The sequence below is a fragment of the Marinobacter changyiensis genome, from assembly GCF_009193265.1.
In the GTDB taxonomy this organism is placed as follows: Bacteria; Pseudomonadota; Gammaproteobacteria; order Pseudomonadales; family Oleiphilaceae; genus Marinobacter; species Marinobacter changyiensis.
The window spans coordinates 148,236-174,611 of sequence record NZ_VZZZ01000007.1 but is presented as its reverse complement, the minus strand read 5'-3'; the positions used below and the strand labels follow the sequence as shown (position 1 = coordinate 174,611).

Here is a 26,376-nt window from a genome sequence, read left to right as displayed (position 1 = left end):
ATCTCTATAACCTACAGCCCAAGTCTTGTTCAAGACGGCGCAATAAGCCGAGCAATTCGGCCCCGAAGCAGGAAAATGGTTGCTTCTTGATACCAGGTATCAGGTCTAAAGCTGGGGAATGCAGATGACTTACTCCTATACTGAGAAAAAGCGGATCCGCAAAGATTTTAGTAAATTGCCGACCGTGATGGATGTCCCCTATTTGCTGTCTATACAGCTTGATTCATATCGGGACTTCCTGCAAATGGAAGCGGCTGGCGATGCCCGTCAGGAAACTGGCCTGCACGCAGCTTTTAAATCCGTATTCCCGATTGTCAGCTATTCCGGCAATGCGGCACTCGAATACGTGAGTTACCGCATTGGCGAGCCGGTATTTGATGTCAAGGAATGCCAGCTGCGGGGTGTTACGTACGCAGCACCGCTGCGAGTCAAAGCACGTCTGATTATCTACGATAAAGAGTCGTCCAATAAAGCGATCAAAGACATCAAGGAGCAGGAAGTCTACATGGGCGAAATGCCCCTGATGACCGAAAATGGCACCTTTGTTGTTAACGGTACCGAGCGGGTAATTGTCTCCCAGCTGCACCGTTCGCCGGGCGTGTTCTTTGATCATGACAAAGGCAAAACCCATTCCTCCGGCAAGCTGCTCTATTCCGCTCGGGTGATTCCTTACCGTGGTTCCTGGCTCGACTTTGAATTCGATCCGAAAGACTGCGTGTTCGTGCGGATTGACCGTCGTCGTAAACTGCCGGCTACAATCCTGTTGCGGGCCCTGAGTTTCACCTCCGAGCAAATGCTCGAGATGTTTTTCGATACCAGCAAATTCCGCATTGGTGCCGAAACCTGCAAGCTGGAACTGGTGCCCAGTCGTTTGCGTGGTGACATTGCCACGTTCGATATCAAAGACAAAGACGGCAGTATCATTGCTGAAGAAGGTCGTCGGATTACCGCTCGTCATATCAAGCAGCTTGAAAAGTCGGGCATGACAGAGTTGGAAGTTCCGACCGAATACCTGTACGGCAGGGTGCTTGCCCGTGATCTGGTTGATACCAAGACCGGTGAAGTCCTCGTTGAGTGTAACACTGAGCTGACAGACGAAATTGTCGAAAAGATTCTCGGTGCCGGGGTTGATGAAATCGATACCCTGTACACCAACGATCTCGACTGCGGTCCGTTCATGTCCGATACCCTTCGCATCGATCCGACTCGCACGCCATTGGAAGCGCTGGTCGAAATCTATCGCATGATGCGTCCGGGCGAGCCACCGACGAAAGAGTCTGCAGAAAACCTGTTCAATAACCTGTTTTTCTCGGAAGAGCGTTACGATCTGTCATCTGTTGGTCGGATGAAGTTGAATCGGCGCCTGGGTCGCGAAGAGAGCACCGGTGCTGGCATACTGACCCACGACGACATTATTGATGTACTCAGAACCCTGATCAACATCCGTAACGGTCAAGGCATTGTCGACGACATTGATAACCTCGGTAACCGTCGCATTCGGTCCGTTGGTGAAATGGCTGAAAATCAGTTCCGGGTAGGTCTGGTTCGCGTTGAGCGTGCCGTGCGTGAGCGTTTGAGTCTTGCCGAAAGTGAAGGCCTGATGCCGCAGGATCTGATAAACGCGAAGCCTGTGGCTGCGGCGGTTAAGGAGTTCTTTGGCTCCAGTCAGCTGTCTCAGTTTATGGACCAGAACAACCCGCTGTCCGAGGTTACCCACAAGCGTCGTGTGTCTGCACTCGGCCCCGGTGGTCTGACTCGTGAGCGTGCCGGTTTTGAAGTTCGTGACGTGCATCCTACGCATTACGGTCGGGTCTGCCCGATCGAGACGCCGGAAGGTCCGAACATCGGCTTGATCAACTCGTTGGCCACTTATGCCCGCACTAACTCCTACGGCTTCCTTGAGAGTCCGTACCGGAAAGTTATTGATGGTCAGGTAACTGACGATATTGTGTATCTGTCCGCGATTGAGGAAAGCAATTTCATCATCGCCCAGGCCAGCGCGGCGGTAGATGATGATAACCGTCTGGTGGATGAACTGGTTACCGTACGACACCAGAACGAATTCACGGTAACGCCGCCGGAAAACGTCAACTTCAAAGACGTTTCTCCTCGTCAGGTGGTTTCGGTTGCGGCTTCTCTGATTCCGTTCCTGGAACACGATGACGCTAACCGCGCCCTGATGGGCTCCAACATGCAGCGTCAGGCTGTGCCGACATTGCGTGCTGACAAGCCGCTGGTGGGTACTGGTATCGAACGTATCGTGGCCCAGGACTCCGGTGTATGTGTCATGGCCCGTCGTGGCGGCGTGATCGAAAGTGTTGACGCGGCCCGCATTGTGGTTCGGGTTAATAACGAAGAGACCGATGCAGGCGATGCCGGTGTGGATATATACAACCTCACCAAATACACCCGTTCCAACCAGAACACCTGTATCAACCAGCGCTCAATCGTCAAGCAGGACGATGTTATTGCCCGTGGTGACGTACTGGCGGATGGTCCATCAGTGGATTTGGGTGAGCTGGCTCTGGGTCAGAACATGCGAATCGCATTCATGCCCTGGAATGGCTACAACTTCGAAGACTCCATTCTGGTGTCTGAAAAGGTAGTCGTTGACGATCGTTTCACTACGATTCATATCCAGGAACTGACCTGCGTTGCTCGTGATACCAAGCTGGGTAGTGAAGAAATCACCGCTGATATTCCCAACGTTGGCGAAAGCGCGCTCTCAAAGCTGGACGAGTCAGGCGTTGTGTATATCGGTGCGGAAGTCGGACCGGGTGATATTCTGGTCGGCAAAGTTACTCCCAAGGGAGAGACGCAGCTGACGCCGGAAGAGAAGCTGCTGAGAGCAATCTTTGGCGAGAAGGCATCGGATGTAAAAGATACCTCAAGCCGGGTATCAACAGGTACTCATGGTACCGTCATCGATGTTCAGGTGTTCACTCGCGATGGTATCGAGAAAGATCAGCGTGCGCTGGCCATCGAGAAGGAGCAGCTCGATCAATACCGGAAAGATCTTAAAGATGAATACCGTATTGTTGAAGGCGCGACCTTTGAGCGCTTGATGAATGCACTTCAAGGTCAGGAAGTCATCAGTGCGCCGGGTCTGAAAAAGGGTGCCAAGCTTGAGCAGGCATTCCTGGCTGAACTGCCGAGGGATGAGTGGTTCAAGCTGAGACTCAAGGACGAAACGCTCAACGAATTACTTGAGAAGTCCGAGCAGGGTCTGGTTGATCGTAAGAAAGACCATGAGGGTCGCTTTGAAGACAAAAAGCGCAAGTTGCAACAAGGTGACGATCTGGCACCGGGTGTTCTGAAGATCGTTAAGGTCTATCTTGCTATCAAGCGTCGTATCCAGCCCGGTGATAAAATGGCTGGCCGACATGGTAACAAGGGTGTCATATCGGCGGTAATGCCGGTCGAAGACATGCCTTACGATGCCAATGGTGAGACGATCGACATCGTGTTGAACCCGCTGGGTGTGCCTTCACGAATGAACGTGGGTCAGGTGTTGGAAACTCACCTGGGTGCGGCTGCCAGAGGTCTTGGGGTCAAGATCAACGGTATGTTGGAAGCGCAACGCAAGGTCGCTGACATTCGTGAGCTGCTGGACAGGATCTACAATCACAGCGAAGAAGTGGCGCGGGTTGATCTCGACAGCCTTTCTGATGCTGAGATCCTGGAGTTGGCTGACAATCTGCGCGAAGGCGTTCCGATGGCAACGGCGGTATTTGACGGCGCCAAGGAAGCCGAGGTCAAGCATATGCTTGAGCTTGCAGACATGGATACCAGTGGACAGGTCATGCTGTATGACGGCCGTACAGGGAATACGTTCGATCGCCCTGTAACTGTTGGTTACATGTACATGCTCAAGCTGAACCACTTGATCGACGACAAGATGCATGCGCGTTCTACCGGTTCGTATAGCCTGGTTACCCAGCAGCCGCTGGGTGGTAAGGCGCAGTTCGGTGGCCAGCGCTTCGGTGAGATGGAAGTCTGGGCCCTCGAGGCCTACGGTGCGGCGTATACGTTGCAGGAAATGCTTACCGTGAAGTCTGATGATGTCAATGGTCGGACCAAGATGTACAAGAACATTGTCGATGGTGATCATCGTATGGAGCCGGGCATGCCCGAATCCTTCAACGTTCTTGTCAAGGAAATTCGCTCGCTGGGTATTGACATCGAGCTGGAATCCGACTGAGCCGAATTGTTTTTTGGCAGCGTGAGCGGACACCGTCTGGTGTCCGCCCGAGATTAACGCCATCCGGAGCTGTTACTGATGAAAGATTTACTGAATCTTCTCAAGAGCCAGAACCAGAAGCAGGAATTTGATGCCATCCGTATAGGACTGGCATCCCCTGATATGATTCGCTCATGGTCCTTTGGTGAAGTTAAAAAACCAGAGACCATAAATTACCGCACGTTCAAGCCTGAGCGTGACGGCCTGTTCTGCGCCAAGATCTTTGGCCCGATCAAGGATTACGAGTGCCTGTGCGGCAAGTACAAGCGCCTCAAACACCGTGGTGTGATCTGTGAAAAGTGCGGCGTTGAAGTCGCGCTGGCCAGCGTTCGTCGTGAGCGCATGGGCCACATTGAGCTGGCCAGTCCGGTCGCTCACATCTGGTTCCTGAAGTCACTGCCTTCCCGTATCGGCCTGATGCTTGATATGACACTGCGTGATATCGAGCGGGTGCTGTATTTCGAGTCGTTTATCGTTATTGATCCAGGCATGACCACCCTCGAGCGTGGTCAACTGTTGAACGATGAGCAGTATTACGAAGCACTGGAAGAGTTTGGCGACGAGTTTGATGCGCGCATGGGTGCTGAAGCTGTCAAGGCCCTGCTGGAAGATATTGATCTCCAGGAAGCGGTCGATGGCCTGCGTGAAGAGATTCCCCAGACCAACTCGGAAACCAAGATCAAGAAGTTCAGCAAGCGTCTCAAGATTCTTGAGGCCTTCCTGAACTCCGGCAATCGCCCGGGCGATATGATCATGACCGTTCTGCCGGTGCTGCCGCCAGATCTGCGTCCGCTGGTGCCGCTGGATGGTGGCCGTTTCGCGACGTCTGACCTGAACGATCTGTACCGTCGGGTGATTAACCGGAATAACCGCCTCAAGCGCCTGCTGGAGCTGAATGCGCCGGATATTATTGTGCGCAACGAGAAGCGCATGCTGCAGGAAGCCGTGGATGCGCTGTTGGATAACGGCCGTCGTGGTCGTGCCATTACAGGCACCAATAAGCGTCCTCTGAAGTCCCTGGCCGATATGATCAAGGGCAAGCAGGGCCGTTTCCGGCAGAATCTGCTGGGCAAGCGTGTGGATTACTCCGGCCGTTCAGTCATCGTGGTTGGACCCTATCTGCGGCTGCACCAGTGTGGTCTGCCGAAAAAAATGGGTCTGGAGCTTTTCAAACCGTTCATTTTCGCCAAGCTTGAGCATCGCGGACTCGCGACAACGATCAAAGCTGCGAAGAAGATGGTTGAGCGCGAAGAAGCAGTTGTCTGGGACATCCTGGACGAGGTTATTCGCGAGCACCCGATCATGCTTAACCGGGCACCCACGTTGCACCGTCTCGGTATCCAGGCGTTTGAGCCGGTATTGATCGAAGGCAAGGCGATTCAGCTGCACCCCTTGGTGTGTGCCGCCTACAACGCCGACTTTGACGGTGACCAGATGGCGGTGCACGTACCGCTGACTATTGAAGCCCAGCTCGAAGCCCGTGCGTTGATGATGTCAACTAACAACGTGCTGTCGCCTGCGAACGGCGAGCCGATTATCGTGCCTTCCCAGGACGTGGTTTTGGGGCTGTACTACATGACCCGTGAGCGTAAGACCGCCGGGGGTGAAGGGATGATCTTTGCTGACACCAAAGAGGTGCATCGCGCCTACGGTGCGGGCAAGGTGGATCTGCAGGCCAAGATCAAGGTGCGTGTGAAAGAAGTGACACCTCTGGTCGAGGGCAGTGACGAGCAAACCACGACCTACAGCATCGTCGATACGACGGTGGGTCGGGCTTTGCTGTTTGATATCGTGCCTGACGGCATGCCGTTTGATATCGTCAATCGCCCCATGGTCAAGAAGGCAATCTCCAATCTGATCAACGTGTGCTATCGCACCGTGGGTCTGAAAGAGTCGGTAATCTTTGCTGACCAGCTCATGTACACCGGTTTCTATTATGCGACCGTGTCCGGAACCTCAATCGGCGTCAACGATTTCGAGATTCCTCCCGAAAAGTACGAGATGGTCGATGCGGCAACAGCCGAAGTCAAGGAAATCGAAACCCAGTACGCTTCTGGTCTGCTGACCCAGGGTGAGAAGTACAACAAGGTTATCGATATCTGGTCCCGTGCCAACGACAAAGTGTCGAAGGCCATGATGGATCGCCTGTCGAAAGAACAGGTTATTGGTCCTGACGGTAAGCCGGTCAAGGGCGAGGACGGCGAATTCCTGACACAGGAGTCGTTCAACTCGGTCTATATGATGGCTGACTCCGGGGCGCGGGGCTCGGCTGCCCAGATACGTCAGCTGGCGGGTATGCGTGGCCTGATGGCGAAGCCGGATGGCTCCATCATTGAAACGCCGATCACGGCGAACTTCCGTGAAGGTCTGAACGTTCTTCAGTACTTTATCTCGACTCACGGTGCCCGTAAGGGTCTGGCTGACACCGCCCTGAAAACTGCGAACTCAGGTTACCTGACGCGTCGTCTGGTGGATGTCTCCCAGGATCTCGTGGTGACGGAAGTAGACTGCGGCACCAGCGAAGGTCTGCTGATGACGCCCCACATCGAAGGTGGGGACGTGGTTGTGCCGTTGGGCGATCGTGTTCTCGGCCGCGTTACGGCTCGAGACGTGTTCACCCCCACCGACAAAGACAATGCGGTTGTCGAAGCCGGCACCCTGCTTGATGAGAAGACCATCGAGAGAGTTGAGCGGGCTGGTGTGGATGAGATCTGGGTTCGCTCTGCGATCAGTTGTGAAACCAGGCACGGTGTCTGTGCCAGCTGTTACGGGCGCGATCTTGCCCGTGGTCACCTGGTCAACGTCGGCGAAGCGGTCGGTGTTATCGCAGCCCAGTCCATCGGTGAGCCAGGCACACAGCTCACCATGCGGACATTCCACATCGGTGGTGCGGCGAGCCGGGCATCTGCCGTCGATAACATTCAGGTCAAGCATGGCGGTACGGTTCGCCTGCATAACCTGAAGTCGATCGAACGGACAGATGGTACCTTGATCGTTGTTTCCCGTTCTTCCGCATTGGCCGTCGCTGATGACCAGGGTCGTGAGCGCGAGTGGTACAAGCTTCCTTACGGCGCGATGTTGACTGTCAAGCATGGCGACACGGTTGAAGCGGGTGTTGCAGTCGCCAAGTGGGATCCGCACACTCACCCCATCGTCGCTGAGGGCGTTGGTACGGCACAGTTCGTTGGCATGGACCAGGGCATTACCGTCCGTACCCAGACCGATGAGCTGACCGGTCTCTCCACGGTTCAGGTCATCGATCCGAAGGAGCGTCCTGCGGCGGGTAAAGATATCCGTCCCATGGTTCAGCTGCTGGACGACAAGGGTGACGAGGTTGTATTGCCGGGTGGTAGCCCTGCGCAATTCTTCTTGCCGGCGAATGCTCTGATCACCATCAACAATGGTGGCAAGGTTGAGCTCGGTGACGTGGTTGCGAGGATTCCGCAGGCAAGCTCGAAGACCCGGGACATCACCGGTGGTCTGCCCCGCGTTGCCGACCTGTTCGAAGCGCGGCGCCCGAAAGAGCCCTCAATTCTGGCTGAAATCAGCGGTGTGGTGTCTTTTGGTAAAGAAACCAAGGGCAAGAAGCGCCTGGTTATTTCGCCAAGAGAAGATGACGCCTATGAAGTGCTGATTCCGAAGTGGCGTCAACTTAACGTCTTTGAAGGCGAGACGGTTGAAAAGGGCGAGGTTATTGCTGATGGCCCTTCTAACCCTCACGACATCTTGCGCCTGCTGGGTGTGGTTGCGTTGGCGAAGTACATCACCAACGAAATTCAGGACGTTTACCGTCTGCAGGGCGTTGTGATCAACGACAAGCATATCGAAGTTATCGTTCGTCAAATGCTTCGTAAGGTTGAAATCACCAATGCTGGTGAGACCGGCTTCATGAACGGCGATACCGTTGAGTATCACCAGTTTATCGAGGCCAATGCTGAAGCGGTTAAAACCGATAGGCAGCCAGCCAAGTGTGAACGACTGTTGCTCGGCATCACCAAGTCGTCACTGGCGACCGAATCGTTTATCTCGGCAGCTTCGTTCCAGGAAACCACTCGGGTTCTTACGGAAGGCGCGGTCACAGGCAAGCGGGACTATCTGCGCGGCCTGAAGGAAAACGTGGTGGTCGGTCGATTGATTCCTGCCGGTACTGGCCTGGCCTATCACGCCGAACGCAAGCGTAAGCGTGAACTTGAAGAGCAGGGCGTGACCGCGGAAGATGTCGCAGAGGCGCTGAGCGCAGAGCTCAACCGCTAACCCCCGGTTTTCACGGATGGGTAGTTGGTCAAAAAGAAATCAGTCATCTTGACTGCAGAGGGGCGCAGGCTTACACTTGCGTCCCTTAAATTTTGCCCTTAGGGGTAAGTTTCAATGATCCAGTTTTTTGGAGTTTGCTTACATGGCAACGATTAATCAGTTGGTACGTAAGCCTCGTAAACGCAAAGCGGCAAAAAGCGACGTTCCGGCGTTGCAAAGTTGTCCGCAGCGTCGGGGTGTATGCACTCGTGTATACACTACCACGCCGAAGAAGCCAAACTCAGCACTCCGTAAGGTGTGCCGTGTGCGTCTGACCAACGGTTACGAGGTTTCCTCATACATTGGTGGTGAAGGTCACAACCTTCAGGAGCACAGTGTTGTGCTTATCCGTGGCGGTCGAGTAAAAGACCTTCCGGGTGTGCGCTATCACACTGTTCGCGGAACGCTGGACACCCAGGGTGTACAGAACCGTAAGCAGGGCCGCTCCAAGTACGGTGCAAAACGACCCAAGTCCTGATGTCCCTCGCGGGTATCTTTTATCGTTGTTGTTAACGGTGAGAGTAAGGCTGAGTAGCTATTGCTATCTCAGGGGTTCCTGAAGACCTTTTGATAATAAGGGCTTATCGATGCCTAGAAGAAGAGTTGCAGCTAAACGGGATATTATCCCGGATCCGAAATTCCACAGCCAGCGGCTGGCCAAATTCATCAATCACGTGATGGAAAGTGGCAAGAAGTCCGTTGCTGAGCGCATTGTCTATGGCGCGCTCGATATTGTGGCGGATAAATCCAAAGACGAGCCCATCGAAATGTTCGAGAAGGCGCTGGAAAACATCCAGCCTATGGTCGAAGTTAAGTCCCGCCGTGTAGGTGGTGCGACCTATCAGGTGCCTGTAGAGGTGCGGCCTTCCCGTCAGAACGCGCTGGCGATGCGCTGGCTCGTAGAATTTTCACGGAAGCGTGGTGAAAAGTCCATGGCGCAGCGTCTGGCAGGTGAAATCCTGGATGCCGCTGATAGCAAGGGCTCCGCTGTTAAGAAGCGCGAAGATGTTCATCGCATGGCAGAAGCCAACAAGGCCTTCTCTCACTTCCGTTTCTAAATAGCCGAGGTTTATTACAGTGGCACGTAAGACTCCGATCAAGAGATACAGAAACATTGGTATTGTTGCGCACGTTGATGCGGGCAAAACCACCACCACCGAGCGGGTTCTGTTCTATACAGGCATTTCCCACAAGATCGGTGAAGTTCACGATGGCGCCGCCACCATGGACTGGATGGAACAGGAGCAGGAGCGTGGTATTACCATTACGTCTGCTGCAACGACCTGTTTCTGGCAGGGCATGGATAAGCAATACCCCGAGCACCGCATCAACATCATCGACACCCCGGGTCACGTTGACTTTACCATCGAGGTAGAGCGTTCGTTGCGGGTGCTTGACGGTGCGGTCGTGGTATTTTGCGGCTCGTCCGGTGTTGAACCGCAGTCTGAGACGGTATGGCGTCAGGCCAACAAATACGAAGTCCCTCGGATGGTGTTCGTCAACAAGATGGACCGGGCCGGCGCTAATTTCCTGCGGGTTGTAGAGCAGATCAAGAAACGTCTGGGTGCGACACCCGTTCCGATCCAGTTGCCTATCGGCGCTGAGGAAGACTTCAAGGGCGTAATCGATCTCATCCGTATGCGGGCCATCTACTGGAACGAAGAAGATTCCGGTATGACCTACGACGAGCGCGAGATCCCGGCAGAACTGCAGGACGAGTGCGCCAAATACCGGGAGCTGATGGTAGAAGCCGCAGCGGAAGCCAACGAAACGCTCATGGATAAGTACCTTGAGGGTGGCGAGCTCACCAACGACGAGATCAAGCACGGGCTGCGTGCGCGTACGCTGGCAAATGAAATCGTCTTGGCCACTTGCGGTTCTGCGTTCAAGAACAAAGGTGTTCAGGCAGTGCTGGATGCGGTCATCGAATTTTTGCCTGCGCCGGACGAAGTCAAGCCGATTCACGGTATCGTTGATGAGGACGGCACAGAAGAAGTGCGTCCTGCTGATGATGATGCGCCGTTCTCGGCACTGGCATTTAAGATTGCAACGGATCCCTTCGTGGGTACGCTGACCTTCTTCCGTGTTTATTCCGGCCGGCTGGAATCGGGCCAGGCCGTGTATAACTCGGTCAAGCAGAAGAAAGAGCGTGTTGGTCGTATGGTGCAGATGCACTCAAAAGACCGTCAGGAGATCAAGGAAGTTTTGGCTGGCGATATAGCGGCTGCGATCGGCCTCAAGAGTGTGACCACAGGTGACACCCTTTGCGCCGAAAACGCCAAAATTGTCCTCGAGAAGATGGAGTTCCCCGAGCCGGTTATTTCGGTAGCGGTAGAGCCGAAATCAAAAGCTGACCAGGAAAAAATGGGCGTGGCGCTGGGCAAGCTGGCTCAGGAAGATCCGTCATTTCGTGTGCGCACGGATGAAGAGTCTGGCCAAACCATTATTTCCGGCATGGGTGAGCTGCACCTGGACATCATCGTCGATCGTATGCGTCGCGAGTTTAAGGTTGAAGCTAACATCGGTAAGCCTCAGGTTGCCTACCGTGAGTGTATCCGCAAGTCTGTGGACGTCGAAGGCAAGTTTGTTCGTCAGTCCGGTGGTCGTGGCCAGTACGGTCACGTTCATGTAAGGCTTGATCCATTGCCCCTGGACGATGAAGATGGCGAAAACTTCATCTTTGTTAACGAAGTGGTAGGTGGTGCCGTACCAAAGGAATACATTCCGGCGGTTCAGCAGGGTATTTATGAGCAGATGCAGAATGGTGTGTTGGCGGGTTATCCGCTGCTGCGCATCAAAGCTACGCTTCATGACGGCTCTTACCACGATGTCGACTCCAACGAGATGGCGTTCAAGATTGCTGGCTCCATGGCAATGAAGAAAGGTGCTCTGGAAGCTAATCCGGCCCTGCTTGAACCGCTCATGAAAGTCGAGGTGATTACGCCGGAAGACTACATGGGTGATGTTGTTGGCGATCTTAACCGTCGTCGCGGCCTGATTTCAGGCATGGAAGACGGTCTTGCGGGCAAGATTGTCCGTGCAGAGGTTCCGTTGTCGGAGATGTTCGGTTATGCCACCGACCTGCGTTCTGCTACACAGGGAAGGGCGTCTTACGTTATGGAGTTTTCCAGATATATGGAAGCGCCGTCGAACATTGCCGAAGCGATCATTAAAAAGGGTTGATTCCCGGACTTAAGAAACAGTAAGAGGTATAACCGTGTCTAAAGCAAAGTTTGAACGTATTAAGCCGCACCTGAACGTGGGCACGATTGGCCACGTCGACCATGGTAAAACCACCCTGACAGCTGCGCTGACGCGTGTATGTCACGAAGTGTGGGGAACGGGTGAGTCACGTGCATTCGATCAGATCGATAACGCACCGGAAGAGCGCGCCCGTGGTATTACCATTGCGACCTCTCACGTTGAGTACGATTCTCCGACGCGTCACTACGCACACGTTGATTGCCCGGGCCACGCGGATTATGTGAAGAACATGATCACCGGTGCAGCGCAGATGGACGGCGCGATTCTGGTGTGCTCGGCCGCTGACGGCCCGATGCCGCAGACTCGCGAGCACATTCTGCTGTCTCGCCAGGTGGGCGTTCCTTACATCATCGTGTTCCTGAACAAGGCGGACATGGTGGATGATGAAGAGCTGCTTGAGCTGGTCGAGATGGAAGTGCGTGAACTGCTGAGCGTCTATGACTTCCCGGGTGACGATACGCCGATCATTATCGGTTCGGCGCTGATGGCGCTGGAAGGTAAGGATGACAACGAAATGGGCACCACAGCGGTCAAGAAGCTGGTGCAGGCCCTGGACGACTACATCCCTGAACCTGAGCGTGCGATCGACCAGCCGTTCCTGATGCCGCTGGTGGACGTGTTCTCGATCTCCGGTCGTGGTACCGTTGTGACCGGTCGTGTTGAGCGCGGCATCGTCAAGGTTGGCGAAGAAGTTGAAATCATTGGCATCAAGGACACCGTCAAGACCGTTTGTACCGGTGTTGAGATGTTCCGTAAGCTGCTGGACGAAGGTCGTGCAGGTGAGAACGTTGGTGTGTTGCTGCGCGGTACCAAGCGTGACGACGTAGAGCGTGGTCAGGTTCTGGCCAAGCCGGGCACCATCAAGCCGCACACCCGCTTCGAGTCAGAAGTTTACGTGCTGAGCAAAGAAGAAGGTGGCCGTCATACGCCATTCTTCAAGGGGTACCGTCCCCAGTTCTATTTCCGGACCACTGATGTGACCGGGTCTTGTGAACTGCCGGAAGGTGTAGAGATGGTCATGCCTGGCGACAACGTTAAGTTGGACGTCACCCTGATTGCACCGATTGCAATGGAAGAAGGTCTGCGTTTCGCGATTCGCGAAGGCGGCCGTACCGTTGGTGCAGGGGTTGTTGCAAAGATCGTCGAGTAAGACTCGCTCGGTTCCTTGCAGAAAAGGGGCTGCAAACGCAGCCCCTTTTTGTATCCGGAGTTGTGTTGCCCGATGCTGTAGCAGGACAAGCCTGCTTGACAGGGTTGGGCATTCTGCATACAATGCGGCTCCTTTTTTTAAGGTCGGCTAGAAGTAGCTGCTACGAGTGGAGTTTGGTGCAACATGCAAAGCCAAAAAATCAGAATTCGGTTAAAGGCGTTTGATTATCGCCTGATCGATCAGTCAACGCAGGAGATCGTCGATACGGCTAAACGTACCGGCGCTCAGGTGCGCGGGCCGATCCCTCTGCCGACGCGGAAGGAAAAGTACACCATCCTGGTTTCTCCGCACGTCAACAAAGACGCGCGCGACCAGTATGAAATCCGTACACACAAGCGTTTGCTTGACATAGTCGAGCCGACGGAGAAGACAGTAGATGCTTTGATGAAACTGGATCTGGCAGCAGGTGTAGACGTTCAGATAAGCCTCGGCTAACACGGGTGTGTTAGCTGTTAGTGTAACTGTCATTTAAGGCCATAGAGGGTGAGAGCCCCGTACACTTAAGAGGTGAAACATGGCAATTGGAATTGTCGGTCGCAAGGCCGGTATGACCCGTATTTTTACGGAAGACGGTCAGGCGTTGCCTGTAACCGTGATTGAGCTTGATGCTAACCGTATCACTCAACTCAAAACTCTCGAAAGCGATGGCTATCGTGCGGTTCAGGTAACCGTAGGAAAGCGTCGTTCCTCTCGTGTTGCTAAAAGCGCAGCGGGCCATTTTGCCAAGGCGGGCGTTGAAGCCGGTCGTGGCTTGTGGGAATTCCGTCTTGCTGATGGCGAAGGTGAAGATCTGGTAGCCGGTGGTGAAATCAAGGCGACCGTTTTCGAAGAAGGTCAAGTGGTTGACGCTACCGGGCAGTCCAAAGGTAAGGGCTTCCAGGGTGGTGTAAAGCGCTGGAACTTCGCCATGCAGGATGCCACTCACGGCAACTCCCTGTCTCACCGCGCACCGGGTTCTATTGGTCAGAACCAGACTCCGGGTCGTGTTTTCAAAGGCAAAAAGATGGCGGGCCAGATGGGTAATGCGCAGGTTACTGTGCAAAACCTGAGAGTTGTCCGTGTCGACGCTGAGCGCAACTTGTTGCTGATCCGTGGTGCCATACCAGGTGCTACCGGCAGCGACGTTGTCATCAAGCCTGCAGTTAAAGCCTGAGGAGCGGTGCGATGGAATTGACTATTACGGGTAGCGGTAAAGGAATCTCTGTTTCCGATATCGCGTTCGCCAAAGATTTTAATGAGGCACTGGTACACCAGGTCGTCACCGCCTATATGGCAGGTGGCCGCCAGGGTACCCGGGCTCAAAAAACACGTTCAGAGGTCCGGGGTGGCGGTAAGAAGCCTTGGCGCCAGAAGGGCACCGGTCGTGCCCGTGCAGGTACTATCAGAAGCCCGCTGTGGCGCTCTGGTGGTGTAACGTTTGCTGCCAAGCCTCAAAACTTCGAGCAAAAAGTTAACCGCAAGATGTACCGTGCTGCTCTGTGCTCCATTTTTTCCGAGTTGGTTCGTCAGGATCGTCTGGTGGTTGTCGATGACTTCAGTGTCGAGACCCCCAAAACCAAGGCGTTCAATGCAAAGCTGAAGGATATCGGTGTTAACAACGCTCTTATCCTCGCCGAGAATGTCGAGCAGAACCTTCACCTGGCGTCCCGCAACGTGCCGCACATTGATGTGCGTGATGTTGCAGGTCTCGATCCGGTTAGCCTTGTGGCCTTTGAGAAGGTTGTCGTGACCGTTCCGGCTCTTAAGAAAATCGAGGAGATGCTGGGATGAATCAGGAACGTATTTACAAGGTTCTGCTGGGACCGCACGTGTCAGAAAAAACCTCAATGGCGTCCGAGCGTGGTCAGGTGGTGTTTCGTGTTGCCACTGACGCAACGAAGCCCGAGGTGAAAAAAGCTGTTGAGCAACTGTTCAACGTTACCGTCGAAGGTGTTCAGATTATGAACCGTAAGGGCAAGCTTAAACGCACCGCCCGCGGTTTCGGTAAGCGTAATGACATTCGCAAGGCTTATGTGAAGCTTGCGAAAGGTCAGGACATCGATTTTCTGGATGTGGAATAAGGTAAAGGGGTCGTAATATGCCGATCGTCAAAACCAAGCCAACATCTCCTGGCCGCCGTCATGTTGTAAAGCTCTACAACCCTGACCTGCACAAAGGTAGCCCTTACGAGCCGTTGGTTGAGAAGCAAAGTAAATCTGGTGGGCGTAACAATGTTGGCCGAATCACCACTCGCCACGTTGGCGGTGGCCACAAGCAGCACTACCGTATCATTGACTTTAAGCGGACCAAAGATGGTATCCCGGCGACAATTGAACGCCTGGAATACGATCCGAACCGCTCTGCGCACATTGCGCTCCTGAAGTACGCCGATGGCGAGCGCCGCTATATCATCGCTCCCAAAGGTGTCCGGATTGGAGACCCTGTGCGCTCCGGCATCGACGCGCCGATTAAAGTAGGAAGCACGCTTCCGCTCCGGAATATTCCGGTCGGTTCTGTGATTCACTGCGTCGAACTCAAGCCTGGCAAAGGTGCCCAGATGGCTCGCAGTGCGGGCGCATCCGCACAGCTGGTTGCCCGGGAAGGTGCGTACGCAACAATACGCCTCCGGTCAGGTGAAATGCGAAAGGTGCTTGTGGACTGCCGTGCAACCTTGGGCGAAGTGTCCAACAGCGAACACAGTCTCAAGCAGCTTGGTAAAGCGGGTGCATCACGTTGGCGCGGTAAACGTCCAACAGTGCGTGGTGTTGCTATGAACCCAGTTGACCACCCGCATGGCGGTGGTGAAGGGCGTACCTCTGGTGGACGTCACCCAGTTTCTCCTTGGGGTGTTCCGACCAAAGGGCATAAGACTCGTAAGAACAAACGTACTGACAAGATGATAGTACGTCGTCGTTCAGCCAAGTAAACGACTACATAGAGGTAATTGCTGTGCCACGTTCTTTAAAGAAAGGTCCTTTTATAGACCTGCATCTGTTGAAGAAGGTCGAGGCAGCTCTGGAAGCGAACGACAAGCGACCAATCAAGACCTGGTCGCGTCGTTCAACAGTGTTTCCGGAGATGGTTGGCCTGACCATTGCAGTTCACAACGGCAAGCAACATGTGCCCGTTCATGTCACTGAAGACATGGTCGGACACAAGCTTGGTGAGTTCGCGGCAACGCGAACCTACCGTGGCCATGCTGCCGACAAGAAAGCTAAACGCTGATCGCGAGGGGAATAGAAATGGAAGTAGCGGCTAAGTATAAGGGCGCTCGCCTCTCAGCTCAGAAAGCACGTCTTGTCGCAGATCAGGTTCGCGGTAAGGCTGTTGAGGACGCCCTGAACATTCTGACTTTCAGCCCGAAAAAGGCGGCGGTTGTGATCAAGAAAGCTCTTGAGTCAGCCATTGCCAATGCTGAGCATAACGAAGGTCTGGACGTTGACGAGTTGCGGGTTGCCACCATCATGGTGGATGAAGGTCCGACGCTCAAGCGTATCAAGGCGAGAGCCAAGGGGCGCGCTGATCGGATTTTCAAGCGCACCTGTCATATAACCGTCAAGGTCGCCGACAAGTAGGAGATGCTCAGATGGGTCATAAAGTAAATCCAACCGGCATGCGTCTGGGTGTGATCAAAGAGCACAACTCAGTCTGGTATGCGGAGAAAGGGGAATACGCGAAAAACCTCCTGAACGATATTGAGGTTCGCACGTTCCTGGATAAGCGCCTGATCAAGGCGTCTATCAGTAAGATTGTGATCGAGCGCCCTGCTCAGAACGCCCGTATCACGATCCATACAGCCCGTCCCGGTATCGTTATCGGGAAAAAGGGTGAAGATGTTGACCGTCTGCGTCGCGAAGTCAGCGACATGATGGGTGTGCCCGTGCACATCAACATCGAAGAGGTCCGCAAGCCGGATCTGGATGCTCGTCTGGTTGCGCAAAACGTAGCTGGTCAGCTCGAACGCCGTGTCATGTTCCGTCGCGCTATGAAGCGTGCGGTACAAAATGCGATGCGCCAGGGCGCCAAGGGTATCAAGATTCAGGTAGGTGGACGTCTTGGGGGTGCTGAAATCGCACGTTCCGAGTGGTATCGCGAAGGTCGTGTTCCGCTGCACACATTACGTGCAGATATAGATTACGCAACCTACGAAGCGCATACCACTTACGGCGTTATCGGCGTCAAGGTATGGATCTTCAAAGGTGAGATTCTTGGTGGTATGGAGCAGGTCCGTGCTGACAAGAAAGCCTCTGGGAAGAAAGGTTCTAAGTAAAGGGGCACTCAAATGCTGCAACCAAAACGCACCAAATTTCGCAAGGTAATGAAAGGCCGTAATACCGGTCTTGCTCACCGCGCTAACAAGGTGAGCTTCGGTGAATACGGATTGAAAGCGACGACTCGTGGACGTATAACTGCGCGCCAGATTGAGGCCGCACGTCGTACCATGACTCGTCGGATCAAGCGGGGCGGAAAGATCTGGATTCGGATCTTCCCGGACAAGCCGATTACCGGTAAGCCGCTTGAAGTACGTATGGGTAAAGGTAAAGGGTCTGTCGAGTACTGGGTCGCTGAAATCAAGCCTGGCCGCATGCTGTACGAGATGGAAGGCGTTTCTGAGGAAGTCGCGCGTGAAGCCTTCACGCTGGCCGCTGCGAAGCTGCCTGTGATGACCACCTTTGTTACGAGGACGGTGATGTGATGAAAGCAACAGAGCTGCGTGAGAAATCTGTCGAAGAGCTGAATAAAGAGCTGGTCGATCTCCTGAAGGAGCAGTTCAACCTTCGCATGCGCAAAGCGACAGGTCAGCTGAATCAGTCACACCTCGTAGGTAAGGTGAGACGCGATATCGCTCGTCTGAAAACAGTTTTGAATGAAAAGGCAGGACAGTGACATGACCGAAGCTACCCAAACTGCCAGAACCCTGAGCGGCAAGGTCGTGAGTAACAAAATGGAGAAATCCATCGTGGTTCTGGTCGAACGCCAGGTAAAGCACCCGCTATACGGGAAGTACCTGAAGCGTTCAACCAAAATTCACGCTCATGACGAGAACAATCAATGCAATATTGGTGACATCGTAACAATCCAGGAAACCCGCCCGGTCTCAAAGACCAAAAGCTGGGCCCTGGTGGATGTTGTTGAACGCGCATCGAAGGTGTAACTCGCCCGGACGGTGAGTCTTGTCGTAACGGCAAAGTGGTTTCTGCTGGAGAATAACCATGATTCAGACTCAAACAATGCTTGAAGTCGCGGACAATAGCGGTGCACGGCGAGTAATGTGCATCAAGGTCCTGGGCGGTTCACACCGGCGTTATGCCAGCGTGGGGGATATTATTAAGGTTACCGTTAAGGAAGCCATCCCGCGAGGCAAGGTGAAGAAAGGCCAGGTACTGAAAGCTGTTGTTGTGCGCACCCGTAAGGGCGTTCGTCGCCCGGACGGTTCGTTGATTCGCTTCGACGGTAATGCGGCTGTACTTCTGAACAACCAGGACGCGCCAATCGGTACCCGTATTTTTGGGCCGGTAACTCGCGAACTGCGGAATGAAAAGTTCATGAAGATTATTTCGCTGGCACCCGAAGTACTGTAAGGACTAGAGGCCGGTTATGAAAAAGATTAAACGAGATGACGAAGTAATCGTCACTACGGGGAAAGATAAAGGCAAACGTGGTAAGATCCTGAAAGTTCAGGACGACGGTCGGGTGATTGTTTCTGGGATCAATATGATCAAGAAGCACACCAAGCCGAACCCGATGCTTGGCACCCAAGGTGGCATCGTCGAGAAAGAAGCACCTATCCAGGCTTCAAACGTGGCAATTTTTAATCCGCAGACCGGCAAAGCCGATCGTGTTGGCTTCCAGATCAAGGAAGACGGCGCAAAGACGCGGATATTTAAATCCACGAATGAAGTTGTCGATAGCCAGTAAGCGGTGGTGGTTACGATGCTTAACATGAAAGAGCAGTACAAACAGGAAGTGATACCAGCCCTGCGGCAGGAGTTCGGCTACAAGAACATCATGCAGGTGCCTCGTATTGAAAAGATCACCCTGAACATGGGTGTCGGTGAAGCGGTAGGCGACAAGAAGCTTATTGAGAACGCTGTTGCTGATCTTGAGCGACTGGCGGGTCAGAAAGTTGTTGTTACCAAGGCACGTAAGTCTGTAGCGGGTTTCAAAATCCGTGAAGGTTGGCCGATCGGTTGTAAGGTTACACTGCGCGGCGAGCGTATGTGGGACTTCTTTGACCGTCTTGTGCACATTGCGATTCCGCGTGTTCGTGACTTTCGTGGTCTGAGCCCGAAATCATTTGACGGTCGCGGTAACTACAGCATGGGCGTGCGTGAGCAGATTATTTTTCCTGAGATCGAGTACGACAAAGTCGACAAGATCCGCGGGATGGATATAACGATCACTACCTCAGCCGCTACCGATGATGAAGGCCGTGAATTGCTGAAAGCCTTTGGCTTTCCGTTCAAGAAATAAGGACCGAATGTAATGGCTAAGGTGTCCATGAAAAACCGGGAGCTCAAGCGCGAGCAAACGGTCGCGAAATTTGCGGCCAAGCGCGCAGAGCTCAAGGCAATTATTAAAAACCCGAACTCCAGCGACGATGACCGTTGGGATGCTCAGGTGAAGCTGCAGAAGCTTCCCCGTGATGCAAGCCCGTCGCGTCTTCGGAATCGTTGCCAGATTACTGGGCGGCCCCATGGCGTTCTGCGTAAATTCAAGCTTTCGCGTATCAAGTTGCGTGAAGCGGGTATGCGCGGTGACGTTCCAGGTCTGACCAAAGCAAGCTGGTGACGCAGGCACCCGTATTCAGGGTGCCCGTTGGTAAGCGGTGCGGCGCGCCGCTGCACAACTAAAAAGATCAGGAGTCTCATACCGATGAGCATGCAAGACACGCTTGCGGATATGTTTACGCGTATTCGTAACGCACAGATGGCAGCAAAAGCTGATGTAGCTATGCCGTCTTCAAAGATGAAAATCTCCGTGGCTCAAGTCTTGAAAGACGAAGGTTACGTGCAGGATTTTTCTGTTTCAGCTGATGCCAAACCCGAGCTGACCGTTACCCTCAAGTATTTTGAAGGCAAGCCGGTTATCGAGGCGATCAAACGGGTCAGCCGTCCGAGTCTGCGCCTGTATAAAGGTGCTGGGGAGCTACCGAAGGTTTCCGGTGGTTTGGGAGTCGCGATTGTCTCTACGTCGAAAGGCGTTATGACGGACCGCGCCGCACGTGCTGCCGGCGTGGGTGGCGAAGTCATCTGCACCGTATTCTAGGAGAATCACATGTCCAGGGTTGCCAATAATCCTGTCGTGCTGCCTTCCGGTGTTGAGGTAAAGCTGAACGGACAGGAAATTAATGTGAAGGGCTCCAAGGGAGCGCTTCAAATCACCGTCCACCACGTGGTTGAAGTAAAGCAGGAAGAGAACACCCTTCGCTTTGCGGCTCGCGATGGTGCTAAACAGTCCCGCGCTCTTGCAGGAACAACCCGTGCTCTGATCAACAATATGGTCAACGGTGTTACTGTGGGCTTCGAACGCAAGCTTCAGCTTGTGGGCGTTGGTTACCGTGCCCAGGCGCAAGGTAAGAAGCTTAATCTGACACTGGGTTTTTCGCACCCGGTCGAGTATGAGCTGCCCGAGGGGATCACCGCAGAAACTCCGACCCAAACGGAAGTTGTTATTCGCGGGATCGACAAGCAACAGGTTGGCCAGGTCGCTGCTGATATTCGCGCTTTCCGTCCGCCCGAGCCTTATAAAGGTAAAGGTGTGCGTTATGCGGATGAGCAGGTCAGACGCAAAGAAGCCAAGAAGAAATAAGGCGGGACTATGAGCGCGAATAACGAAAGATTGCGTCGCGCACGTAAAGTGCGCATTAAGATCCGTGAGCTGGGCTCCATCCGCCTTTGTGTACACCGTACACCCAGGCACATGTATGCCCAGGTCACTACCGCAGACGGCAGCAAAGTGCTGGCGTCTGCCTCCACGTTGGATAAAGAGCTGCGCCAGGGCGCGACTGGTAACGTGGACGCCGCCAAGAAAGTGGGTCAGCTGATTGCTGAGCGTGCGAAGGCGGCAGGTGTCGAGCAGGTTGCATTTGACCGCTCGGGTTACCGTTATCATGGTCGTGTTCAGGCGTTAGCCGATGCGGCCCGTGAAGCTGGCTTGCAATTCTAAGAGGTGGAGAAGATGAGCGTTAACGATCAGAAGGCGCCTGAGCTCCAGGAAAAGCTGGTGCAGGTGAATCGCGTAGCCAAAGTGGTCAAAGGCGGCCGTATTTTTGCCTTCACAGCATTGACTGTGGTGGGTGATGGTAAGGGTCGAGTTGGCTTTGGTCGCGGCAAGGCACGTGAAGTGCCGGTTGCAATCCAGAAAGCGATGGAAGCAGCGCGCAAGAACATGGTAGACGTACCGCTGGACGGTACTACCCTGCAGTATCCGATCAAGGCTAACCATGGCGCCTCCAAGGTGTACATGCAGCCGGCGTCAGATGGTACAGGTATCATTGCCGGTGGCGCGATGCGTGCCGTATTGGAAGTGGCAGGTGTTCATAACGTGCTGTCAAAGTGTTACGGCTCGACCAATCCGGTCAATGTGGTCCGTGCCACTATCAAGGGTCTCCAGGGCATGCATGCCCCTGAAGATATAGCAGCCAAGCGCGGCAAGACCGTGGAAGATATTCTGGGTTGAAGTCATGGCTAACGCAAAGACAATGATGAAAGTAACACTGACCCGCAGCCCGATTGGCTGCCAGCCTAACCACAAGAAATGTGTGAAAGGCCTGGGTCTTCGCAAAATCGGTCATACCGTTGAAGTGGAAGATACCCCTTCCGTTCGCGGCATGGTTAACCGGGTCAGCTATATGGTCCGGGTAGAGGAGAACTAAGATGCGTCTGAACGAACTTAGTCCAGAGCCAGGTTCACGTACCGCAGCCAAGCGCGTCGGTCGTGGCATTGGTAGCGGTCTGGGAAAGACAGCCGGTCGCGGTCATAAGGGCTTGAAAGCCCGCTCAGGCGGCAGTGTTGCTCCTGGGTTTGAGGGTGGCCAGCAGCCGTTGGCCCGTCGTCTGCCGAAGTTCGGTTTTACATCGCGTCAAGCGCGCTATGTGGCCGAGATTCGTCTGAACGAACTGGCAGTGGTTGAAGGAGATGTGGTTGATCTTGCTGCTTTGAAGAAGGCGGATATCATTCGCGACGAAATTCGGTTTGCGAAGGTTATTCTGTCAGGCGAGTTGACCCGTCCAGTGACCGTCAAAGGTCTGAAAGTGACAAAAGGCGCTCGTGAGGCAATCACTGCTGCGGGCGGAAAAGTCGAAGACTAAGGCGAGTCGAGGACCAAATGGCCAAGACATCATCATTGCCTGCGGGTGCGGGAAAAGGACTTGCTGAGCTGCGTTCGCGGCTCTGGTTTGTCTTCCTGGCGCTGTTGGTGTACCGAATTGGTGCACATATACCGGTGCCAGGTATCAACCCGGATCGTCTTGCAGCGTTGTTTGAGCAGAATCAGGGTACTATCCTGAGTATGTTCAATATGTTTTCTGGTGGTGCACTGGAGCGAATGAGTATTTTTGCTCTTGGCATCATGCCTTACATCTCCGCCTCGATTATCATGCAGCTCATGACGGCGGTCAGTCCGACGCTTGAGCAGCTTAAGAAAGAAGGCGAGTCAGGCCGGCGCAAGATAAGTCAGTACACCCGTTATGGTACTGTGATCCTCGCGTTGGTTCAGGGCATGGGCATTTCCGTTGGCCTGGCATCGCAGGGCGTAACGTTCAACGATAGCTTCAGCTTCCATTTCGTGGCGGTTGTGTCGTTTGTAAGCGGCGCGGTATTCATGATGTGGCTGGGTGAGCAGATCACTGAGCGTGGGGTAGGTAATGGCATATCGCTGCTGATTTTTGCAGGGATTGTAGCCGGACTGCCCGGCGCGATTGGTCAGACCCTTGAGCAGGCCCGTAGCGGTGAAATGAGCCTGCTGGTGGTATTGGGTATAGCGGTGCTCGCTATTGCGGTTGTCGGGTTTGTGGTGTTCATGGAGCGTGGTCAGCGTCGTCTGACGATTAACTACGCGAAGCGACAACAGGGACGCCGGGTATTTGCCCAGCAATCCAGCCACTTGCCGCTGAAGGTTAATATGGCAGGTGTTATTCCGCCTATTTTTGCTTCCTCGATACTCCTGTTTCCTGCATCCATGGGGCAGTGGTTCGGTCAGGGTGAAGGTATGGAATGGCTGAGCGATGTTTCTCAGGCGCTCGCCCCCAGTCAGCCGCTTTACATCATTCTGTTCGCGGCTGCGGTAGTGTTCTTCTGTTTCTTCTACACGGCGTTGATGTATAACCCGCGGGAAGTTGCCGACAACCTCAAGCGTTCTGGCGCGTTTATCCCCGGGATACGTCCTGGTGAACAAACGGCCAAGTACATTGACGGTGTTCTGACGCGCCTGACTCTGTTTGGTGCGATGTATATCGCAGCCGTGTCCCTGTTCCCACAGTTTCTGATGGTGGCAGGGAATGTACCGTTCTATCTGGGTGGTACCTCACTGCTGATTGTTGTAGTCGTCGTGATGGATTTTATGGCCCAGGTTCAATCGCACCTGATGTCTCATCAGTACGAATCGCTGATGAAAAAGTCCAATCTCAAGGGCTATAGTCGGAACTGATAAAGTTCCCCTTGAAAACTGGAGTCGACAATGAAAGTACGCGCTTCGGTAAAGAAAATTTGCCGTAACTGCAAAGTAATTCGTCGCAATGGCTCAGTAAGAGTCATTTGCTCGGAGCCTCGCCACAAGCAGCGTCAGGGCTAATTACCTATCAGGGTAATGTCTTGGTCGCGAGGGGCACGAAATAGTAGCACTTGACCTTTAAAGGGTCAGACGCTATTATTTCGCGCCCTATTTTGTGGCGGAAAATTCACACAGCAAAGCTTTGAACGCGGAGTAATTTGGATGGCACGTATAGCCGGTGTCAATATACCCGATCACAAACATGCTGTTATCTCTCTGACTTACATTTTTGGAGTCGGAAAGACAGCAGCCCAGAAGCTTTGCGATGCAACCGGCGTTAAGCCGGACGTCAAGGTCAAAGACCTGTCCGATGAGCAGCTTGAGTCACTTCGTACCGAAGTGGGCAAGTTGAGTGTCGAGGGCGATCTGCGTCGTGAAGTTCAGATGAACATTAAGCGTTTGAAGGATCTCGGTTGTTTTCGTGGTCTGCGCCACCGTCATGGACTTCCAGTCCGTGGTCAGCGCACCAAGACCAACGCTCGCACCCGTAAAGGTCCTCGCAAACCTATTCGCAAGTAACAGGTAGGCAATCATGGCAAAGCCAGGTACACGTACCCGTAAAAAGGTGAAAAAGACGGTTGTTGATGGCGTCGCGCACATCCACGCTTCCTTCAACAACACGATCGTGACCATTTCTGACCGCCAGGGCAATGTATTGTCCTGGGCCACCTCTGGTGGTTCCGGTTTTCGTGGGTCACGTAAAAGCACACCTTTTGCTGCGCAGGTAGCAGCTGAAAGAGCCGGTAATGCGGCTGCTGAATACGGCCTTAAAAACCTGGATGTAGAGGTTAAGGGTCCTGGGCCCGGACGTGAATCCGCTGTACGCGCGCTGAATGGCTGCGGGTACAAGATCACTAACATCACTGATGTGACGCCGATTCCCCATAACGGTTGTCGTCCGCCCAAAAAGCGCCGCGTCTAACACAGGAGACAGTGAAATATGGCTCGTTACATAGGCCCGAAGTGCAAGCTGTCTCGTCGTGAAGGGACAGATCTTTTTTTGAAGAGCGGCGTTCGCTCTCTAGACTCGAAGTGCAACATCGAGACCCCTCCGGGTCAGCATGGTGCGCGGCGCAGTCGTTTGTCCGAATATGGCGTGCAGCTTCGTGAAAAACAGAAAGTTCGCCGGATTTACGGTGTGCTTGAGAAGCAATTCCGGAATTACTATGCCGAGGCCGCGCGTATCAAGGGCGCAACAGGTGAAAACCTGCTGCAGCTTCTTGAAGGTCGTCTCGACAACGTAGTGTATCGCATGGGTTTTGGTTCGACCCGTGCAGAGTCCCGTCAGCTTGTGTCTCACAAGGCGATCCTGATTAACGATAAGGTTGTCAATATTCCTTCTTATCAAGTTAAGGCAGGTGATGTTGTGAGCATTCGTGAAAAGGCTAAAAATCAGCTCCGCGTTAAAGGCGCGCTGGATCTTTCTGCCAATCGCGCACCGGTAAGCTGGGTAGAGGTCGACGCCAATAAGATGTCCGGCGTTTACAAGGCAACTCCGGAACGTACGGAATTGCCGTCCGACATCAACGAGAACCTCATCGTCGAGCTTTACTCCAAGTAAAGCCCAGTTACCCATGAGAGTAGATAGGGGCGTCTATGCAGCGTTCAGTACATGAGTTATTGACACCTCGTACCATTGACGTGAAGGAATCGAGCTATACGCGCGCCAAAGTGACCCTGGAGCCTCTGGAAAGAGGTTTTGGGCACACGTTGGGCAGCGCACTGCGACGTATACTTCTGTCCTCGATGCCGGGCTGTGCGGTTACTGAAGCACAGATCGACGGCGTTCTTCACGAGTACAGCGCCATTGAGGGTGTCCAGGAAGACGTCATTGAGATTCTTCTGAATCTTAAAGGTGTTGCCGTAAAAATGGGCAGTCGTGATGAAGCTGAGGTTTCCATCAGCAAGAAAGGCCCAGGTGTTGTGACAGCCGGTGATATCAAGCTGGATCATGATGTCGAAATTGCCAACCCGGAACATGTGATTTGTCACCTCAGTGCAAACGGTGAATTGAACATGCGTCTCAAGGTTGTTCGGGGCCGTGGTTATGAGGCTGCTGATCAGCGGGGTCTTGAAGAAGATGAGACCCGCGCTATTGGGCGCCTCCAGCTGGATGCTACGTTCAGCCCGGTTCGTCGTGTTTCCTACGCGGTTGAAAGTGCCCGTGTTGAGCAGCGGACCGATCTGGACAAGCTGGTTATTGATCTGGAGACCAACGGAACGATAGATCCCGAAGAGGCGATCCGTCGTGCCGCAACAATTCTCCAGCAACAATTGGCAGTATTTGTTGATTTTGATCACGAAAAAGAGCCAGAGCGTGTCGAAGAAGAGGAAGAAATCGATCCTATTCTGCTGCGCCCGGTTGATGATCTTGAATTGACAGTACGTTCAGCGAACTGTTTGAAAGCAGAGAATATTTACTACATCGGCGATCTTATTCAGCGCACCGAAGTTGAGCTGCTGAAGACGCCTAACCTGGGTAAAAAGTCGCTCACCGAGATAAAGGATGTGCTCGCTTCACGCGGACTGTCCCTGGGTATGCGTCTGGATAACTGGCCACCGGCGAGCCTTCGTGGCGACGACCGGGTTCTGGGCGGTTAATCGCCGAATTGGTAG

Annotated in this window: 33 protein-coding genes; all 33 read left to right on the top strand. The window is 53.8% G+C overall.

Translation table 11 applies throughout. From position 1 onward, the window contains the following. Positions 1-124: 124 nt before the first annotated feature. The 33 genes from rpoB (at position 125) to F6Y09_RS18510 (ending at position 26,361) form a co-directional block, all read left to right on the top strand. Positions 125-4,201, top strand: coding sequence for a DNA-directed RNA polymerase subunit beta (rpoB, locus tag F6Y09_RS18670; RefSeq protein ID WP_152208465.1), 4,077 nt, complete (start codon positions 125-127; stop codon positions 4,199-4,201). Between the two features lie 78 nt (positions 4,202-4,279). After that, positions 4,280-8,494 carry a DNA-directed RNA polymerase subunit beta' gene (rpoC, locus tag F6Y09_RS18665; RefSeq protein WP_152208464.1) on the top strand — a complete coding sequence of 1,405 codons (4,215 nt, stop codon included), beginning with the start codon at positions 4,280-4,282 and terminating at the stop codon, positions 8,492-8,494. A 142-nt stretch (positions 8,495-8,636) separates the two neighbouring features. Continuing rightward, complete coding sequence (gene rpsL / locus F6Y09_RS18660) at positions 8,637-9,011, top strand: 30S ribosomal protein S12 (protein WP_152208463.1); 375 nt, start codon at positions 8,637-8,639, stop codon at positions 9,009-9,011. A 109-nt stretch (positions 9,012-9,120) separates the two neighbouring features. Beyond that, entirely contained in the window at positions 9,121-9,591 is a 471-nt protein-coding gene (rpsG, locus tag F6Y09_RS18655) for a 30S ribosomal protein S7 (RefSeq protein ID WP_152208462.1), read from the top strand. 19 nt (positions 9,592-9,610) lie between these two features. Then, on the top strand, positions 9,611-11,716 hold the full coding sequence (fusA, locus tag F6Y09_RS18650) for an elongation factor G (protein WP_152208461.1): 2,106 nt from the start codon (positions 9,611-9,613) through the stop codon (positions 11,714-11,716). Positions 11,717-11,750: 34 nt separating this feature from the next. After that, on the top strand, positions 11,751-12,947 hold the full coding sequence (gene tuf / locus F6Y09_RS18645; RefSeq protein ID WP_152208460.1) for an elongation factor Tu: 1,197 nt from the start codon (positions 11,751-11,753) through the stop codon (positions 12,945-12,947). 183 nt (positions 12,948-13,130) lie between these two features. Beyond that, a complete protein-coding gene (gene rpsJ, locus F6Y09_RS18640; protein ID WP_041341420.1) occupies positions 13,131-13,442 on the top strand; it encodes a 30S ribosomal protein S10 in 312 nt (103 codons plus the stop codon). A 79-nt stretch (positions 13,443-13,521) separates the two neighbouring features. Further along, on the top strand, positions 13,522-14,160 hold the full coding sequence (rplC, locus tag F6Y09_RS18635; protein WP_152208459.1) for a 50S ribosomal protein L3: 639 nt from the start codon (positions 13,522-13,524) through the stop codon (positions 14,158-14,160). Positions 14,161-14,171: 11 nt separating this feature from the next. Next, the gene (rplD, locus tag F6Y09_RS18630; protein ID WP_152208458.1) at positions 14,172-14,777 is read left to right on the top strand and encodes a 50S ribosomal protein L4; all 606 of its coding nucleotides are present in this window, start codon (positions 14,172-14,174) and stop codon (positions 14,775-14,777) included. Beyond that, the gene (gene rplW / locus F6Y09_RS18625) at positions 14,774-15,067 is read left to right on the top strand and encodes a 50S ribosomal protein L23 (protein ID WP_152208457.1); all 294 of its coding nucleotides are present in this window, start codon (positions 14,774-14,776) and stop codon (positions 15,065-15,067) included. The genes rplD and rplW overlap by 4 nt, the downstream gene beginning before the upstream one ends. A gap of 17 nt (positions 15,068-15,084) precedes the next feature. Further along, positions 15,085-15,912, top strand: a complete 828-nt coding sequence (gene rplB, locus F6Y09_RS18620) for a 50S ribosomal protein L2 (protein ID WP_152208456.1) — start codon at positions 15,085-15,087, stop codon at positions 15,910-15,912. A 23-nt stretch (positions 15,913-15,935) separates the two neighbouring features. Further along, positions 15,936-16,211 (top strand): 30S ribosomal protein S19, encoded by a 276-nt coding sequence (gene rpsS, locus F6Y09_RS18615; RefSeq protein WP_152208455.1) that lies wholly within the window; start codon positions 15,936-15,938, stop codon positions 16,209-16,211. 17 nt (positions 16,212-16,228) lie between these two features. Further along, positions 16,229-16,561 (top strand): 50S ribosomal protein L22, encoded by a 333-nt coding sequence (gene rplV / locus F6Y09_RS18610; RefSeq protein WP_152208454.1) that lies wholly within the window; start codon positions 16,229-16,231, stop codon positions 16,559-16,561. A gap of 11 nt (positions 16,562-16,572) precedes the next feature. Then, positions 16,573-17,256 (top strand): 30S ribosomal protein S3, encoded by a 684-nt coding sequence (gene rpsC / locus F6Y09_RS18605; protein WP_152208453.1) that lies wholly within the window; start codon positions 16,573-16,575, stop codon positions 17,254-17,256. A 12-nt stretch (positions 17,257-17,268) separates the two neighbouring features. Beyond that, a complete protein-coding gene (gene rplP, locus F6Y09_RS18600; protein WP_152208452.1) occupies positions 17,269-17,682 on the top strand; it encodes a 50S ribosomal protein L16 in 414 nt (137 codons plus the stop codon). Continuing rightward, complete coding sequence (rpmC, locus tag F6Y09_RS18595; protein ID WP_152208485.1) at positions 17,682-17,873, top strand: 50S ribosomal protein L29; 192 nt, start codon at positions 17,682-17,684, stop codon at positions 17,871-17,873. The genes rplP and rpmC overlap by 1 nt, the downstream gene beginning before the upstream one ends. Position 17,874: 1 nt before the next feature. Continuing rightward, positions 17,875-18,141, top strand: coding sequence for a 30S ribosomal protein S17 (rpsQ, locus tag F6Y09_RS18590; RefSeq protein WP_152208451.1), 267 nt, complete (start codon positions 17,875-17,877; stop codon positions 18,139-18,141). A gap of 58 nt (positions 18,142-18,199) precedes the next feature. Beyond that, positions 18,200-18,568: a 50S ribosomal protein L14 gene (gene rplN, locus F6Y09_RS18585; RefSeq protein ID WP_152208450.1), complete on the top strand. Its 369-nt coding sequence runs from the start codon at positions 18,200-18,202 to the stop codon at positions 18,566-18,568. A gap of 16 nt (positions 18,569-18,584) precedes the next feature. Next, positions 18,585-18,905 (top strand): 50S ribosomal protein L24, encoded by a 321-nt coding sequence (rplX, locus tag F6Y09_RS18580; RefSeq protein ID WP_152208449.1) that lies wholly within the window; start codon positions 18,585-18,587, stop codon positions 18,903-18,905. 15 nt (positions 18,906-18,920) lie between these two features. Continuing rightward, the gene (rplE, locus tag F6Y09_RS18575; RefSeq protein ID WP_152208448.1) at positions 18,921-19,460 is read left to right on the top strand and encodes a 50S ribosomal protein L5; all 540 of its coding nucleotides are present in this window, start codon (positions 18,921-18,923) and stop codon (positions 19,458-19,460) included. Positions 19,461-19,472: 12 nt separating this feature from the next. Further along, complete coding sequence (gene rpsN, locus F6Y09_RS18570) at positions 19,473-19,778, top strand: 30S ribosomal protein S14 (protein WP_152208447.1); 306 nt, start codon at positions 19,473-19,475, stop codon at positions 19,776-19,778. Between the two features lie 84 nt (positions 19,779-19,862). Beyond that, on the top strand, positions 19,863-20,255 hold the full coding sequence (gene rpsH, locus F6Y09_RS18565; RefSeq protein ID WP_152208446.1) for a 30S ribosomal protein S8: 393 nt from the start codon (positions 19,863-19,865) through the stop codon (positions 20,253-20,255). A 9-nt stretch (positions 20,256-20,264) separates the two neighbouring features. Then, on the top strand, positions 20,265-20,798 hold the full coding sequence (gene rplF / locus F6Y09_RS18560; RefSeq protein ID WP_152208445.1) for a 50S ribosomal protein L6: 534 nt from the start codon (positions 20,265-20,267) through the stop codon (positions 20,796-20,798). 9 nt (positions 20,799-20,807) lie between these two features. Continuing rightward, positions 20,808-21,155, top strand: coding sequence for a 50S ribosomal protein L18 (gene rplR, locus F6Y09_RS18555; RefSeq protein ID WP_152208444.1), 348 nt, complete (start codon positions 20,808-20,810; stop codon positions 21,153-21,155). Positions 21,156-21,167: 12 nt separating this feature from the next. Then, positions 21,168-21,668 (top strand): 30S ribosomal protein S5, encoded by a 501-nt coding sequence (gene rpsE, locus F6Y09_RS18550; RefSeq protein ID WP_152208443.1) that lies wholly within the window; start codon positions 21,168-21,170, stop codon positions 21,666-21,668. A gap of 4 nt (positions 21,669-21,672) precedes the next feature. Beyond that, positions 21,673-21,864 (top strand): 50S ribosomal protein L30, encoded by a 192-nt coding sequence (rpmD, locus tag F6Y09_RS18545; protein ID WP_152208442.1) that lies wholly within the window; start codon positions 21,673-21,675, stop codon positions 21,862-21,864. A gap of 1 nt (position 21,865) precedes the next feature. After that, the gene (gene rplO / locus F6Y09_RS18540; RefSeq protein ID WP_152208441.1) at positions 21,866-22,300 is read left to right on the top strand and encodes a 50S ribosomal protein L15; all 435 of its coding nucleotides are present in this window, start codon (positions 21,866-21,868) and stop codon (positions 22,298-22,300) included. Between the two features lie 17 nt (positions 22,301-22,317). Beyond that, positions 22,318-23,637: a preprotein translocase subunit SecY gene (gene secY / locus F6Y09_RS18535; RefSeq protein WP_152208440.1), complete on the top strand. Its 1,320-nt coding sequence runs from the start codon at positions 22,318-22,320 to the stop codon at positions 23,635-23,637. A 30-nt stretch (positions 23,638-23,667) separates the two neighbouring features. After that, entirely contained in the window at positions 23,668-23,781 is a 114-nt protein-coding gene (gene rpmJ, locus F6Y09_RS18530; RefSeq protein WP_008174902.1) for a 50S ribosomal protein L36, read from the top strand. A 141-nt stretch (positions 23,782-23,922) separates the two neighbouring features. Next, a complete protein-coding gene (gene rpsM, locus F6Y09_RS18525; RefSeq protein WP_152208439.1) occupies positions 23,923-24,279 on the top strand; it encodes a 30S ribosomal protein S13 in 357 nt (118 codons plus the stop codon). A gap of 13 nt (positions 24,280-24,292) precedes the next feature. Further along, positions 24,293-24,682, top strand: a complete 390-nt coding sequence (rpsK, locus tag F6Y09_RS18520) for a 30S ribosomal protein S11 (RefSeq protein WP_004580767.1) — start codon at positions 24,293-24,295, stop codon at positions 24,680-24,682. Positions 24,683-24,700: 18 nt separating this feature from the next. After that, on the top strand, positions 24,701-25,321 hold the full coding sequence (gene rpsD / locus F6Y09_RS18515) for a 30S ribosomal protein S4 (RefSeq protein ID WP_152208438.1): 621 nt from the start codon (positions 24,701-24,703) through the stop codon (positions 25,319-25,321). 35 nt (positions 25,322-25,356) lie between these two features. Beyond that, positions 25,357-26,361 (top strand): DNA-directed RNA polymerase subunit alpha, encoded by a 1,005-nt coding sequence (locus tag F6Y09_RS18510; protein ID WP_152208437.1) that lies wholly within the window; start codon positions 25,357-25,359, stop codon positions 26,359-26,361. Positions 26,362-26,376 lie beyond the last annotated feature (15 nt).